This is a genomic window from Paenibacillus ihbetae (assembly GCF_002741055.1).
Lineage (GTDB): Bacteria > Bacillota > Bacilli > Paenibacillales > Paenibacillaceae > Paenibacillus_AQ > Paenibacillus_AQ ihbetae.
Window position 1 is genome coordinate 2,231,140 of the sequence record NZ_CP016809.1, and the last position, 14,163, is coordinate 2,245,302.

At 52.4% G+C, this 14,163-nt stretch carries 13 protein-coding genes; 2 read left to right on the top strand and 11 right to left on the bottom strand.

The features are described 5' to 3' along the window. The first annotated feature begins 85 nt into the window (after nt 1-85). Nucleotides 86-901 (top strand): class I SAM-dependent methyltransferase, encoded by an 816-nt coding sequence (locus tag BBD41_RS10075; protein WP_099477497.1) that lies wholly within the window; start codon nt 86-88, stop codon nt 899-901. Nucleotides 902-1,302: 401 nt separating this feature from the next. Here the strand turns inward: BBD41_RS10075 and BBD41_RS10080 are convergent, their stop codons facing one another. From BBD41_RS10080 to BBD41_RS10110, 6 genes are all read right to left on the bottom strand, one after another. Further along, entirely contained in the window at nt 1,303-2,091 is a 789-nt protein-coding gene (locus BBD41_RS10080) for a class I SAM-dependent methyltransferase (RefSeq protein WP_099477498.1), read from the bottom strand. A 191-nt stretch (nt 2,092-2,282) separates the two neighbouring features. After that, nucleotides 2,283-3,643 (bottom strand): IS1182 family transposase gene (locus BBD41_RS10085; protein WP_099476497.1). Its coding sequence is split into 2 segments (ribosomal slippage): nt 2,283-3,076 and nt 3,076-3,643, totalling 1,362 coding nucleotides; the frame shifts between segments, so codons are not numbered across the junction. A 155-nt stretch (nt 3,644-3,798) separates the two neighbouring features. Next, a complete protein-coding gene (gene rlmD, locus BBD41_RS10090; RefSeq protein WP_099477499.1) occupies nt 3,799-5,514 on the bottom strand; it encodes a 23S rRNA (uracil(1939)-C(5))-methyltransferase RlmD in 1,716 nt (571 codons plus the stop codon). A gap of 484 nt (nt 5,515-5,998) precedes the next feature. Then, a complete protein-coding gene (locus tag BBD41_RS10100; RefSeq protein WP_099477501.1) occupies nt 5,999-6,880 on the bottom strand; it encodes a diacylglycerol kinase in 882 nt (293 codons plus the stop codon). Between the two features lie 18 nt (nt 6,881-6,898). After that, a complete protein-coding gene (locus tag BBD41_RS10105; protein ID WP_099480555.1) occupies nt 6,899-7,663 on the bottom strand; it encodes a sirohydrochlorin chelatase in 765 nt (254 codons plus the stop codon). A gap of 2 nt (nt 7,664-7,665) precedes the next feature. Continuing rightward, entirely contained in the window at nt 7,666-7,956 is a 291-nt protein-coding gene (locus BBD41_RS10110) for a YerC/YecD family TrpR-related protein (protein ID WP_028406870.1), read from the bottom strand. Between the two features lie 300 nt (nt 7,957-8,256). Between BBD41_RS10110 and BBD41_RS10115 the strand changes: the two genes are divergently transcribed. After that, nucleotides 8,257-8,883 carry a hypothetical protein gene (locus BBD41_RS10115; RefSeq protein ID WP_099477502.1) on the top strand — a complete coding sequence of 209 codons (627 nt, stop codon included), beginning with the start codon at nt 8,257-8,259 and terminating at the stop codon, nt 8,881-8,883. 277 nt (nt 8,884-9,160) lie between these two features. Here BBD41_RS10115 and BBD41_RS10120 read toward each other — a convergent pair whose 3' ends face one another. The 5 genes from BBD41_RS10120 to BBD41_RS10140 all read right to left on the bottom strand — a co-directional run bounded on the left by BBD41_RS10120 (nt 9,161) and on the right by BBD41_RS10140 (nt 13,990). Further along, nucleotides 9,161-9,526 (bottom strand): YrhK family protein, encoded by a 366-nt coding sequence (locus BBD41_RS10120; RefSeq protein WP_077569709.1) that lies wholly within the window; start codon nt 9,524-9,526, stop codon nt 9,161-9,163. Nucleotides 9,527-9,753: 227 nt separating this feature from the next. Further along, the gene (corA, locus tag BBD41_RS10125) at nt 9,754-10,710 is read right to left on the bottom strand and encodes a magnesium/cobalt transporter CorA (protein WP_077569710.1); all 957 of its coding nucleotides are present in this window, start codon (nt 10,708-10,710) and stop codon (nt 9,754-9,756) included. Nucleotides 10,711-10,818: 108 nt separating this feature from the next. Continuing rightward, the gene (locus BBD41_RS10130; protein ID WP_077569711.1) at nt 10,819-11,799 is read right to left on the bottom strand and encodes an inorganic phosphate transporter; all 981 of its coding nucleotides are present in this window, start codon (nt 11,797-11,799) and stop codon (nt 10,819-10,821) included. A 14-nt stretch (nt 11,800-11,813) separates the two neighbouring features. Continuing rightward, a complete protein-coding gene (locus BBD41_RS10135; RefSeq protein ID WP_077569712.1) occupies nt 11,814-12,428 on the bottom strand; it encodes a DUF47 domain-containing protein in 615 nt (204 codons plus the stop codon). A 215-nt stretch (nt 12,429-12,643) separates the two neighbouring features. Further along, complete coding sequence (locus tag BBD41_RS10140) at nt 12,644-13,990, bottom strand: DUF3048 domain-containing protein (RefSeq protein ID WP_472462629.1); 1,347 nt, start codon at nt 13,988-13,990, stop codon at nt 12,644-12,646. Nucleotides 13,991-14,163: the final 173 nt, after the last annotated feature.

The window sequence follows — 14,163 nt, forward strand, 5'->3', positions numbered from 1 at the left end:
CATCGGAGGAATTATATGGTAAACTGAGGATAATTGAAACTTAGTTCCATATAGTGAAACCTACTGGTGAGAGGGGAATTCACAAATGCCAATTGATTTTCACGATGAAACAAACAAGCAGACGTATGCAACAAGAAACGCGGATGAATCTTGGATATCTTTAATAAAAGATACGGTTGATGTATCGAATAAGCGGATTGCGGATATAGGTTGTGGAGGCGGCATTTATACGAAGGCTCTTATTAAGATGGGGGCATCCCATGTAGTTGGTGTAGATTTCTCAGATGAGATGTTAAAAGGGGCGGCAAATAACTGTAAGAACATTCAAAACGTTACATTTCTAAAGGGAGACGCTTACCAATCAAACCTACCTGCAAATAAGATTGATATTGTATTAGAAAGAGCATTAATCCACCATCTAAGCGACTTGCATGCTTGTTTCAAGGAAGCCTATCGCATCCTTAAAGATGGCGGTATGCTCATTGTTCAGGATCGAACTCCTGCTGATTGTTTACTGCCCGGGGATGAGAGTCATATTAGAGGTTATTTTTTCGAAAAATTTCCTCAGTTGATGGATAAAGAAATTTCTCGTAGATATGCTTCAGGTCAAGTACAGCAAGCGCTGGAATCGAATGGATTTCGATTAGCTAAAACTGTCTCGCATTGGGAAACAAGACGGGTTTACAATGATTTTCAAGAATTAAACAAGGACTTACTGCTAAGAACTGGGCGTTCCATTCTTCATGATCTGACGGATGAGGAACTTCAAGATTTGATATCTTTCATAGAAGGCAAACTCAACGGCAGTCAACCACCTATCATTGAGAAGGATTCATGGACGGTATGGTTCGCTATTAAAGAGCAGCCTCTTGTATTGAATGTTTCCGAACCATCGGCCTGAACTACAATCTTATCCATTAAACGATGAAGCATGTCTGGCGTGAGCTCCTTTAGCCCCATGGACTTCTTTAGTTCTCTTTTTCATTCACAACATACTTTCCGCGCCGCTATTACTGGTGTCAGTACTAAACAGAAGCAACTAAAGGAGCTAAGGGTATTCAATGGTATATCGAGGAGGATATAGTCGGATATATACTTGAAGGTCTTCAAGTCAGCCCAATGAGAACTGAGCAACTTCAACTGTGCTAGGGGCGGCTGATTAAGTCCGCCCTCAGCCTTTTACTCTATACGTGGGGATGGAAATGGAGTGCCTAGTAGGAATCAATGTCGGCTCTTGTGGAAGTTTAGGCTCGTAATGTACGCTGGGAAATTTTCTGAGATGTTGTCCCACATCAATAATCTTTAGACTGTCACACGAACGATGTAGCGTTCAAAGGTTGTGGGTAAGCCTTTGTCCGTTGCGTTCTTTTCAAATATCCTTGTTATCTCAGACATAGACTGCTGAATTACCGCTTCAACCACGGAAGGCTTTTGACCGAAAAGACTCATTCTAATTACGTCAATTGGTTCACGCAGGTATTCAAGGCTTCTTACAGTTTCAATCTCAGCATTTTCTAGCCCCCCTTCCTCTAATCTTAAGATTAAGTTGTCGAGTATAGGAGTACCCGAAGGGGAAGGTTCAAAAAAGTTAGGGAATAACTCCCACAACTCTGAGGTAATATTATCACCGGGGTGAAGACCGATGAGTTCCCCACCCTGTTTAATGACTCTCTTTACGTCAAGGTAAGCTGAGGTAGGTCCTCTACGGTTATATGCACAGTCAAATTCCTCGTTTTCAAAAGGCAGCTTGTCTTTTGTATTTGCCGTTACAAAGGTTGCATTTTGCAAACCTGCATCATTTCCGTGTTTAATGAAGTCACTCGTTATATCTATACCAACAATATGCTTTACGACCGGGCTCCATTGTAAGGCAAACTCACCGTGTCCACAGCCAATATCCAGTACCTTCTTACCCGGAACCATCTGAGACACTTCATGAGTGAAAATCAATTCACCATTCGGCTCAGTAATTGTCGATTTCCATGAATACGAATATTGTCCTGTTAGTCTTCCTAATTGAGCATACCATTCAATTGAATGGGGACGCACCCAATCCGTATGTGTTTTCGGATTAAAAGATTTAATACTCATAAAACACCTCCAAAAAATAATAGTGAAGAACTGATTTTATAAAATTTACCAGTCAGACTTGCAATACTATTTCGGAAGGAAGAAAAAGAGGGGCTTGTCGCCCCTCAGATTGTCGAGAAACCCTGTACTTTTTTCTAAAGTGCAGGGTTTCTCAATTTCAAGTGGTCACTTCAAAAGTGAAAACGGGGAGATTACCCCCGTTTTTCCAGGCGATCCAGGTGGATCGCCATCTTCTTCATGTTCTGTACAGCTGCTGTCATCAGGGCCTGTTCCCTGACGTTTTGCAGCCCGCGCAAACGGCAATAGCGAAACCCATGGAGCTCTTTGGCATCCGCGAAGCTTCGCTCAATCGTTTCTTTTCGTTTTCGGTAGAGATATTTCCCGGATCGACTCAACCGGTTGCCTCGCACCCACTCTTTGCTGTCCTCCCAGACATGACGAGTTACCACCTTTCGGTGGTTGCGAGACCGCGTGCATTCATTTAATAACGGGCAGTTCTTGCAGTGCTGTGGATCCGAAGCGTACTGTCGGTATCCCTCACGGTTGGTCGTCTTGTATGGTAATTCGTGCTTTGCAGGGCAAACATAAAGATTGCGCTCCGCATCATACGTGAACTTCCATTTAGGGAATAAACCCTGGGTCGGGTGAAATCTTCGGTGAGCAATAACGGCAAAAATGTTTCGGCTTTGCAGCCCTTTGCAGATGGGTGAAGTCAAGTACCCGGAGTCCAGAGCAACGGCTTCGACTTTAAAACCAAATCGTTCTTGTTGACGATCCAAACGGGACAAATACGGTACAGAATCATGGACATTTCCGGCGGTGACATGGACATCCGTAATCATATTATATTTCAGGTCCACGGTACGGTGGTCTAAATAGAAGAATCCTTCCGGTTTCCCATCACGAATCATATAACCGCTGTCGGGATCTGTCATGCTCACTTTAACTTCCTTTTCCTCGATCACGTCCTCTCTTGGCTTTAGCGCTTTTTTCCATGTGCATTCCGGTCAGCCCCTACGGCCGCATTAAGTTCACTCACATAACCACGAGTGTTTTGCAAAACCTGTTCTTTTGTGTATTTATGCTTGTTCGCATTCGCTTTGACGTGGGTTGAGTCGGTAACTAAGACACGTCCGCCCACCATACGGTGCTGGATAGCTTGAAGCACAATCTCATCGAAGATCTCCTGAAAAATCTCGGTGTCTTTAAAGCGCGTGCGACGATTCCAGCTAATCGTAGAGTGGTCCGGCACTTTGTCGGTTAAACCTAACCCCAAAAACCAGCGGTAAGCAAGGTTGGTTTGAATTTCACGTTCGAGTTGGCGTTCGGAACGGATGCCATAAAAATAACCGAGGAAAATCATCTTAAATAACACGACAGGGTCGATAGCAGGCCGCCCAGTATCCGCACAGTAAAGCGGACGAACCTTTTCGTCGATGAAAGAGAAATCGATATACTTGTCCACTTTACGGAGCAGATGATCTTGAGGAACCAATTCTTCAATCGAAACAAATTCGTAAGCCTGCTGTTTTTCTCGATTCGAACGCAACATATGTAACACCCTTCCGAACGGTTTATTTACTATTATTATACAACATTAACGCGGTGTCGTGTTGAATTAAATTCACAAGAAAATAGCTGTCGAGACTTTCTCGACAGCCTGAGGGGCTTGTCGCCCCTCTTTGCTATTAGCAATACATCTCCGATTTAATTGTCCTTCCGCACCAGCAAGGCCACACTCTCCACATGCACGGTATGCGGGAACATATCCACCGGCGTGACCTCCACCGTCCGGTACCCGCCATCCTCCAGCACCCGCAGATCCCTTGCCAGCGTGCTCGGGTTACAGCTCACATAAACAACCCGCTCCGGCTTCATCTGAAGAATCGTCTCCAAGAGGCGCGGGTCGCAGCCCTTGCGCGGCGGGTCGACGACGATGACGTCGGCCTCGATGCCCTGCTCTTTCCAGCGCGGGATGACGTCCTCGGAGGCGCCGACCTCGAACTCGACATGTGCCATGCCGTTAAGCTCCGCGTTCGCGCGCGCATCCTCGATCGCTTCCTTCACGATCTCGACGCCGTACACCTTCTTGGCATGCTGGGCCAAGAACAGGGAGATCGTCCCGATACCGCAATAAGCGTCGATGACGGTTTCCTCCCCGGTTAACCCCGCATACTCCACCGTCTTCCCGTACAACACTTCGGTCTGGGCCGGGTTGACCTGGTAAAACGAACGCGCGGAAATGGCGAATTTCACGTCGCCGATATAGTCATGGATGACCTCGCGTCCCCACAGGACGCGGGTTACATCGCCGAAAATCACATTCGTCTTGCGTGTGTTGATATTCTGGCATACGCTCACGACAGCCGGCAGCTCCTCGCGGATCGCTGTGATCCACTCGTTCATGCGCGGGATGCGCTCGCCGTTCGTGACGAGCACGATCATCATTTCCCCGGTGGCAAAGCCGATCTTCACCACGACATGCCGCAGCAGGCCTTGTCCGCTCTCTTCATCGTAAGCGGTAATGCCGAGCCGGCGGCCGATGGCCTTAACGCGGCGCACCACTTCGTCGTTCTGTTCATGCTGGATCAGGCAGGTCTCCATATCGACGATCCGGTGGCTGCCCCGGGCGTAGAAGCCGCCGATGAGACCGCCCTCGGTCACGCCGATCGGCACCTGGGATTTATTGCGGTAGCGCCAAGGCTCGTTCATGCCGAGCGTTGAACGGACGATGATGCCGGCTTCCGGCTCTTGATGTAGTCCAGTGCCGATGTCTGCGCCCGGTTCATCATGTAGTCCGGTGCCGCTGATATCGTCGCCCGGCTCTTGATGTAGTCCGGTGCTGATGTTGCTGGCCGGCTCATGATGAAGCCCGGTGCTGTTGTTTCGGTGATCGCCGCTGACTTGCGCTTCGCGATCCGACTCGTTTTGACCAGCAGCCGCGGCATCAGCCTGCCCACTCAAGCCACCCGCTGCCGGGGAAGCTCCTTCAACCCCGCTCCCCTCGCGCGCCACCCGCAGCTTCCCGATCCGCTCCAGATTGTCGATCACAAGCTGCCGCTTCCATTCCAGCTGTGCGGTGTAATCCATATGCTGCAGCTGGCAGCCGCCGCACTGGTCATAGATCGGGCAAGGTGGAGCAATGCGGTGCTGGCTGCGCTCGACAAGCTCCAGCAGCTTGGCGTACCCGTACTGCTTCTTCGTCTTGAGCACCTTCGCCCGGACCTTCTCGCCCGGCAAAGCTCCCTGCACGAACAGCGTATATCCTTCGACGCGGCCGACGCCCTCGCCGTCATGGGTCATCCCGATAATCTCGAGGATAACCTCGTCATTCTTCGCCACCGGCAGATCGGCGATGGCCGCCGAGGCTGCGGCCGGCTTGCTGCTGCGGCGCGAATCGCGCCCGCTGCGCTTTTTATTCATGATGTGACATTCACTTCTTTCCGCTTTAGCTTCTATATCGATCCATACGTACGGTTACTCGTCTTCTTCATCTATTCCCATATCGCCCGGCATCCATAATATCTCCCATGCGAGGAGACCCATGAGACTCCCGAACGAGTTGCTTCTCCCGGGTACAACAAAAAGCTCCCCCAAGGGAGCTTGCCCGCGAAAGCTCCGTCCATCATTATACGGGAGCTTCCTTCCATATTCAATCGGCATCGCCTGCAAATCCAATCATTTACTTACAAGAGCCGGGAGACGGATGCGTTGAATCGGCAGAAGCCCCCGGCTAGCATCCGCACAAGACCGCACAGACCCGGGCACGAACATCATACGCCGCTTACGCCATTCACTCAACGCCAAATGTCACGCCATCCCTTGCTCCATTCACTCAACGCCTAACGTACAGCCAACCCTTAGCCTATTTACTTGGCACCACCCGGCACCTCATGTCCTGCCGGCATCAAGCAAAAATCCGCAGATGCTGCGGCAAAATCCGGAACGTGCCCGGCAGCATGCCGCCAAACTCGCCGTCCAGGTTCAGCTGCACCTGTCCCGGTGACGTAACCTCCATGTAGTCGGTGCGGAAATGCACCACCTTCTTGTCGTTCACATGCTCGCCGCGCAGCGCGAGCGTGGCTACACGCACGAACTCCGCCAGGTTGCACTTGCGCAGGGCAATGACGTCGAACAGGCCGTCGTCAATGCTGGCGCCCGGCGCGAGCTTGTCGAAGCCGCCGACCGAGTTGCTGTTGGCAATGAGGAACACCATGAACTCGTCATGAATGATCTCCTGCCCGCTGGCTTGGATGATGAGCTCCTGCGGCGTGAGGCTGACCATTTTCTCGATCCCCTTCAAATAATACGCCAGCTGCCCGATCATCGTCTTTAGCTTGCTCGGCACCTCATACGTAAGCTCCGTCAGCGTACCGCCCCCGGCGATATTAATGAAGTAGCGGTCATTCGCCTTGCCGACATCGATCGGTCGGGTTTCGCCCCGGATCACCAGGTCGCAATACTCCTCCCAGTTCCTCGAGATGCCGAGCGCACGGGCGAAATCATTCGTCGTCCCCAGCGGAAAAATGCCAAGCGGCGGCAGGTTATCCCTTCCCGCCATCCCGTTGATCACTTCATTGAGCGTGCCGTCGCCGCCGGCCGCAATCACAAGATCGTACCCCCGCTCCACGGCATCCGCCGCTTCACGGGTCGCATCCCCCTCCCCGGTTGTTGCATGGCAGGAGGTTTCGATGCCCGCGCTATCCAGACGGTGCAAAATATCAGCTAATCTTCGCTTCATTTCCTCCCGCCCTGAGGTCGGGTTATAAATTAATCTTGCATTTCTCATTAACGATACGCCACCTACTCATGATTTCAAGGATTGTATCATCAGATGGGCCTGGGACTCCATCCAGTGCGACAGCAGCGGATGCGGAAGCAGGGTTTTGCCGGAATAACGGCAAGCCAGCCCCTGAATCCTGTCCGGAATGACCACCTCTGTAAAATACCCCTCACTTAAAAAAAGCGGAGCCGCGATCACCTCGCAGCCGCGCTCCTTCCAATGCAATGCTTTCTCCCGGACATTCCCGGGGCTCAGCAGGGCATAATCGACGCTTGTGCCGCTTAAGGCGCCAACGCGCCCGGCAAGCCGGGACATGCCTTCCTCCCAGCGGCGGCGAAACCCATCATGCCGGCTGCCGTGTCCCACGAGAAGGATGACCTCCTTCTCCGGCTGAACGGACAGCTCGCTTACCTTATCCCACACCATGGCGGCGATGTCCGGATGATCGTCCATCGGCGTGCCGAAATGAACGGCGGCGCGGACCCGGAACGGCTCCAGGTCCGTCTCCAGCTCCGGAACCGCCTTCGCTCCTATAGCATAAGCTATTTCGTCGACATGTGTGCTGCCTGATGACACAAATAGCGGAATGACCACAATGTCCGTAACACCCTGGTCCTCCAAAGCCGTAATGCCGTCCTGAATCAGACGGCCCTCTACCAATTCCAAATATGAAGCTACGACCGGTATATCCATACGGGCGGCCAGCTTGCCGACGGCTTCGTCCACAAGCGACACCCATCCTGGTTCTCTGGAGCCATGACTGATCACGAGCACGCCCGGCTGTGCCATCATTAACGTCCGAGACGCTCCAAAGTCATTTTATACCCATCATTGCCATAATTCAAACAACGCTTCACGCGCGAGATCGTCGCGGTGCTGGCTCCCGTTTCGGCTTCAATCTGGTTGTATGTGCATCCCTTGCCCAGCATCCGAGCCACCTCGAGCCGTTGGGACAAGGACTGGATTTCGTTAACGGTGCAGAGATCGTCGAAAAATACATAGCATTCTTCCACGTTCTTCAAGGTTAATATAGCCTCAAATAATTGATCAATGCTCTTATCATTAAGTTTCTTCAGCTGCACTGAATTATCATCCCCTATTGTTACTGTGTATAACACTCGCACTCCCATTGTACCCGAGCGGGTACAGTCTTTTCAAGCATTAACGATTTCACGCACTACAGGACGACCATACATTATAATCTTTTGCCGTATAAATCTCTATCTCATTTATTCCCATAATCCGCAGCTGTCCCCTCACATCATTCCCTTAGGCATCCGCCCGATTCCGCTCCTATCCCGAAAATCGGGACAATAGCCTAAACCCATCGCCCGCCCGGAACATACAGTATAATATCTTAACTTACAAAGGAAAGTGATATGATGACTGGTCATTCGCACTATTATCACCGTCGACCTTCTTCCCAACGTCCTCCCCATCGCAGTACTTACCGCTCGCTGAACGAATCACTTCCCCAGGAATCGTCGCCGTACCCCGGCCTGGATTCCTACAGCGAGTATCCAGATGCTAATCCATCCGCTTTATATCCATACACCGATTCGGTTCCGGCCTTAGCGCCGGTACCCGGCACGGAAGCTACTGCTTCGTCGTTCGCGCCGTCCGACAATTCGAACGGCGGCCTCGGCGGCCTTCTCGGCGGAGGAGGCGGCAGCGGAAGCGGAGGATTAGGAGGCCTCCTCGGAGGCCTGGGTCTGAAGAACATGGGCGATGTGAAAAACATTATCGACCGGATGGGAGGCATTGACGGCATCGTCAACAATCTCGGCAAGGTTCAAAAGGTCATGCAGGGCTTCCAGCAGCTAGCGCCGATGGTGTCCCTGCTGGCAGGAGCGTTCAAGAAGAAAAACAGTCCGCCATCGGCTGATTACGCCGACGGCGGCGGGAACTACGAGTATTCGCCGCCAAGACGACGTTCATCCGGAGGCGGCAAACGCCGGACCGGCTCGCGCAAGTCGTCCGGCTCCAGCAAACGCAGACGCCGGCGGTAGCCGCCAGCGCCCTGAGGCGAGGGCAATGCAATCCCCCCGCAGAGCCCTTGTATGTAAGCGCAGGGCACCGTCCGGCTTGCCCCGATACAGACATGATAAGCGGCTGCAGCATATGACCGCTCCATGAACAGCTCCAGCCCTGGAAGCTTCAGGGCTGGGGCACTATTTTGCGCCAAGCAGAGCCTCAGAGCCTTTCGTCTAACGGATCATGAGGACTACGGGCTTGCAAAAGGTTTCAAATGGCGTGGTTCTTTTTGCGCGCGTGCACGTTCGCTCTTCAACGCGACCAATTCTGATCCGAGCTGCTCTCCGCGTCGGATGAATGCTCGAGCGATTTTAACCGGAACCAATACGAGCCTCGAATGCCGGAGCGCAGCAGCATCATAATACTGCCGAGCAGATACAGCACCGTGGAGAAGCGTTTTGTCCCCGGGTAGAACATTAAGATGCTCCCTGTAATGAACAGCAAGCCGGTCAGCAGCTCGCTAAGCATCATCCCCGCCTCGAAGCGGCTGGTGACAGTGAGTCGGCGCTTTCGTGCCCGCGACAACCGGAGCAGCCGGCGCAGCCTTCCGGTATTTCCAATCAGGCCCAGGTGCCGTTTTCTATGATGTTTGCCTTGTTGATTCGGACCGGATACCATCGCAACTCCCTCCTCAGGAAGCTTTACCCGTGATGGACCATCCATAAACCCCGGCAGCCAAGCACCCGAAGGGGCGTACGCCGAACGAAATCCTTGACGATTAAGGCCCGCTAGCCTGATCCTGGTTTCGTCTTTGGGCTTGTCTCAAGCCAAATAGAGCTTTTCACCCGGCGCATCCTTTCCCCTGCATGCATTTGGGTTAACCCCGTCATTTTCCAGCAGCTCCATTATTTAAACCACCCTCTGCGTATAAACCACATCACCATGCCGCCGCCGAGCAGGAACATCAGAACGAGGACGGCAAAGTAACCATACCTCCACTGCAGCTCCGGCATTACTTCGAAGTTCATGCCATAGATACCGGCGATCAGGGTCAGCGGCATGAAGATCGTCGTGATCACGGTCAGCGTCTTCATGATTTGATTCATCCGGTTCGAATTCAGGGAGATGTAGCTGTCGCGCAGATCGGCCGTCATCTCGCGATTGGTCTCGATCATGTCGGACAGCTTGAGCAGGTGGTCATAGATATCGGAAAAATACGCAAGATGCACATGATGCTTCATATGCTGCGAGTTGATAATCCGGTAGAGCAGATCCCGCATCGGGACAACCGTCCGCCGGAGGCGAAGCAGCCGCGAGCGTAGGGCAAACACCTGATTCATCAGCTCCTCTATCGACTCCCGTTCTCCTTCGTTCTCCAGATCGGCCAGCTCGTCCTCGATCGCGTACAAGCTCGGGAAATATTGATCCACCATCTTATCCATGATCGTATAAGCGGTGAAGCTGGGACCCTCCTCGCCAACCGATCCCTTCCTGGCAACCTCCACGACCCGATCCCAGGCATCATTTACCTCCGGCAGATTCTGCTGATGGAACGACACGACGAGCTTTGGCGCGAGGAACAGATCCACCTCCACCGCCTGGAGTGTACTCGGATGCAGTGCATGCAGGACGAAGAACTGCATTTCGCCGTAATAATCCAGCTTGGGGCGCTGGAGAAAATGCAGGCAATCCTCAATAGCCAGCGGATGGAAATGAAAATACGTCTCCAGCATCCGTGCCTCCTCCGGCGTCGGCTCGCTGAAGTCCACCCAGACCCAGGCGTACTCCGCCATATTCAACTCGGCCAGCGGCAGTCCCAGCACCGGCTCATAGCTCGGCGTGATGGCCAACGTGCGAATCATAGGGCGTCCTCCCCTCTGTACATATGTAATCGTCTATTAAAAAAAGCCAATCGTATGCTGATTGGCTCCACATCTATCCGTTATCTATCTGATAAGTAAGTATTGGTTCTAGAAGAAAATTGTAAAGATAAGTCCCGCCAGCACAGCCGTAATCGGAATCGTAATGAACCAAGTTACGACAATCCGCCCTGCCAGGGACCATTTCACGGCGGAGAAGCGTTTCGCCGAGCCTACGCCGAGTATTGCCGAAGTAATCGCATGGGTCGTACTGATCGGCAAATGAAGCAGTGTCGCCGAGAAAATAACAGACGCTGCCGAGAAATCTGCGGCAAATCCGTTAATCGGCTCGATTTTGAAAATTTTCGTTCCCATCGTCTTGATGATCTTCCAGCCGCCGATCGAGGTACCCAGCGCCATTGCGGTTGCGGCCGCCAGCTTAACCCAGAACGGAACTTCCATCTCCGAGAGATGACCGGAAGTTACGAGAGCGAACGTAATGATCCCCATCGCCTTCTGCGCATCGTTCGTGCCGTGCGTGAAGGATTGGAGCGCCGCCGTAAAGATCTGCATCGTACGGAAGCCTTTGTTTACGGTATGCGGGCTGCGTTTGGCGAAGATCACTTTGAGCAGCTGCATCACCAGATAACCGATTACGAATGCGATGATCGGCGAAAGGACAAGCGCCAATACGATATCCGTAAAGCCGCCGTAATTCAGCTTATCGCTTCCCGCTCCGACGAAGACCGCACCGGTCAATGCACCGATCAGGGCATGCGAGGAGGAAGAAGGCAAGCCGAACCACCAGGTCACGAGGTTCCAGATAATCGCGGACAACAGCGTTGCGATAACAACCTGGATTCCGTTATCCAGCGTAGCGGGGTCTGCAATGCTGCCGCCAATCGTTTTGGCAACGCCTGTGAACATCATCGCACCGACGAAGTTCATCGAGGCTGCAAGCAGAATGGCAACTCGCGGCTTCAAAGCCCGGGTCGACACCGATGTGGCAATGGCATTAGCCGTATCGTGAAACCCGTTAATAAAGTCGAAGGCGAGTGCCAGGAAAACAACGAGAATGATTACGATATCCATAGTTCAGGACTCCCTTACGAGTTACGCATAATGATGGATTCCAGCATATTCGCCACGTCTTCGCAGGTGTCCGTGGTCGTCTCAAGACGCTCATAGATCTCTTTCTTCTTGATCAGCAGAATCGGATCGGAAACGGTCGCGAACAGATCCTTGATGCAGATACGCAGCAGCTCGTCGCCCTGGTTCTCCAGATCGTTCAAGCGGATCGTGTATTCGCGGATCGCCAGAAGTTTTTTCTGCGAGAGCAAATGAATGGCTTTCTGAATTTCGTAGGCCGATTGACGAAGAATTTCTGCAAATTGCACGATATATTCATCAGGCTGTCCGAGCTGGTACATATAAAACCGGGATGCGGTGGCCTCCAGCCCATCCATCACATCGTCCATGCTGGTTGCCAGGTCCATGATGTCGTCTCTTTCGATCGGCGTTATAAATGTTTTGTTGAGCTCCGTGATGATCGTATGGGTATAGGAATCGCACTGGGACTCAAATTTTTTCATTTCATTGGCGAATTCTAGCACATCCTGAAGATTGGAAACGTGCTGTGAAAAATAATCTGCGGCTTGAACCACCGTGTCGGCCATATTCTCCAGGCATTGGAAAAATATATCCTTTTTCTTCATTTTCATACTCTTTAACCCCTTTACCGGATAAATTGCCGCGAACGAAAGAAAAGATAGACAACCTTGAATATCTTATCACATCCGCCGCAGGGTGTGTATAGAAAACTAACACTCAAAAAAGTAAGAAACTAACAAGGAAGCGCATCCCTAGGCTATTCCACACCTCTATGCCTGATACTTAACATCCCCGTAAAAGGATATATTATCCCGCCGCCCATGAATTATGGATTGGATATGCTCACATGGCTCTCAAATGACGGAGAGTTAGGCACAATGTTGAAATATGTCGTTCCCGGAACAAGCGCCACCTCTGCTCCGTCCTTGACGAACCGGATCGCATCATTCGCGGCTCTGACCCACTGCCCCCGGATCACCTCGCCCCGTTGGAACAGCATGGCCTCGCCCCCGGTTTCTACATCCACGGCTAGACGCCCTATATCATCCAGCACTTTATGGTCGGCTCCGAGCACGATCACATTGGCAGCTTCCAGCTGCTCATTGTTGTTAAGATCGACATGGGGAGACCCATTGATGGATCGCTTATACGTGCTCGTTGCTTCATCGTATTCATAGGAAACCACATAACTGTTCAGCAAAAAGGTAATGTCCACCTTGCCCGCGGCTTCTCCGGCTGCCTCCGTTTGGGACCCCGCTTCGCTGCCTGCATTCCCGGCATTTGCCGATTGTCCTGCACCGCCTGCGCTGTTCGCAGATGCTGAAGATTGCTCCGCATTGCTTGTATTTTCCGCAGCATCAGCAGATGGTTTCCCGCTATTCGTCGTTCCGTCTCGCTGTGTCGAACCCTCCGTGCCGTCCGCAGTTCCACCGGAGGATGGGGTGTCATCGGTGCTATTCGTACCCTCGGTGCCATTCGTTCCACTCGTGCCTCCTGCAGGCTCTTCCGCAAGGAAGCTGTATTGCGGAACCTGAACCTGCTGATCATAGCCAAGCTTGGCGGCTGCCTCACGCAGCTTCTCATCGCTGGAGTACAGATTATGCGGTGCCTTGCGGTCCTTCGCTCTCCAGAAGAAAGCACCGGCATTGCCGATTTCGTCAAGATCCTGCTTCCCCTGCTTCTGAATGATCGAATAAGCCTCCGGGCTCCCGCCGGCATGAACCAGAACGCCGCCATAGCTCTCGCCAAGACGGATCAGATAAGGACGAATGCTGCGGATCGGTCCAATCTTCTCGATGCCTGCCTGGCTTTGAAAAATCCCGATCAATCGCGTAATGCCGCCCTCGGCCAATACTTCGTATACGATATCGGCTTGGCTCAGACCCGACTGCGGCCGTGCCGCCGGCGCGTTATTGATCATGACCGCCAGCGGTCGCTGCGTGACCGGCGCCTCAACCGCCAGACCGGTTAAAGGCGCCGTATACGGAGCCGGTTCCGGTGCCGCCGGCTCCGGCACATCCTCAGCCGGAGGCTGTACCGGACTGTGCACCTCGGGACCCTCTACCGGCTCCGCCTGCGGCTTCCCCCCGCAGGCAGACAATGCGAGGACGGCCGCAATCGCCATGAAGCTTGTCCTCCATACAAACTTGCCAAGTCGATGTTTACTGCGCATATCATTTCCCCCTATGGACTCTCCCAAATACTTATTACCCGAAATTTCCAACCGACAATTCAACTTTAATTTACATTTAATCACAAACGCCACGCTTTGTCTGTAATAAAGAACCAATCCTGTGACGGGTGGATTCATCAGCCTGGTTGAGAGAATGAGTGTAATGTTTCAGT

What these genes read in the sequence shown, in the direction of transcription:
- rlmD (WP_099477499.1), bottom strand. Translation starts at nt 5,514, where the DNA reads ATGAATAAAAAGCGCAGCGGGCGCGATTCGCGCCGCAGCAGCAAGCCG.
- BBD41_RS10115 (WP_099477502.1), top strand. Translation starts at nt 8,257, where the DNA reads ATGACTGGTCATTCGCACTATTATCACCGTCGACCTTCTTCCCAACGT.
- BBD41_RS10100 (WP_099477501.1), bottom strand. Translation starts at nt 6,880, where the DNA reads ATGAGAAATGCAAGATTAATTTATAACCCGACCTCAGGGCGGGAGGAA.
- BBD41_RS10080 (WP_099477498.1), bottom strand. Translation starts at nt 2,091, where the DNA reads ATGAGTATTAAATCTTTTAATCCGAAAACACATACGGATTGGGTGCGT.
- BBD41_RS10130 (WP_077569711.1), bottom strand. Translation starts at nt 11,799, where the DNA reads ATGGATATCGTAATCATTCTCGTTGTTTTCCTGGCACTCGCCTTCGAC.
- BBD41_RS10120 (WP_077569709.1), bottom strand. Translation starts at nt 9,526, where the DNA reads ATGGTATCCGGTCCGAATCAACAAGGCAAACATCATAGAAAACGGCAC.
- BBD41_RS10075 (WP_099477497.1), top strand. Translation starts at nt 86, where the DNA reads ATGCCAATTGATTTTCACGATGAAACAAACAAGCAGACGTATGCAACA.
- BBD41_RS10105 (WP_099480555.1), bottom strand. Translation starts at nt 7,663, where the DNA reads ATGGCACAGCCGGGCGTGCTCGTGATCAGTCATGGCTCCAGAGAACCA.
- BBD41_RS10135 (WP_077569712.1), bottom strand. Translation starts at nt 12,428, where the DNA reads ATGAAAATGAAGAAAAAGGATATATTTTTCCAATGCCTGGAGAATATG.
- BBD41_RS10140 (WP_472462629.1), bottom strand. Translation starts at nt 13,990, where the DNA reads ATGCGCAGTAAACATCGACTTGGCAAGTTTGTATGGAGGACAAGCTTC.
- corA (WP_077569710.1), bottom strand. Translation starts at nt 10,710, where the DNA reads ATGATTCGCACGTTGGCCATCACGCCGAGCTATGAGCCGGTGCTGGGA.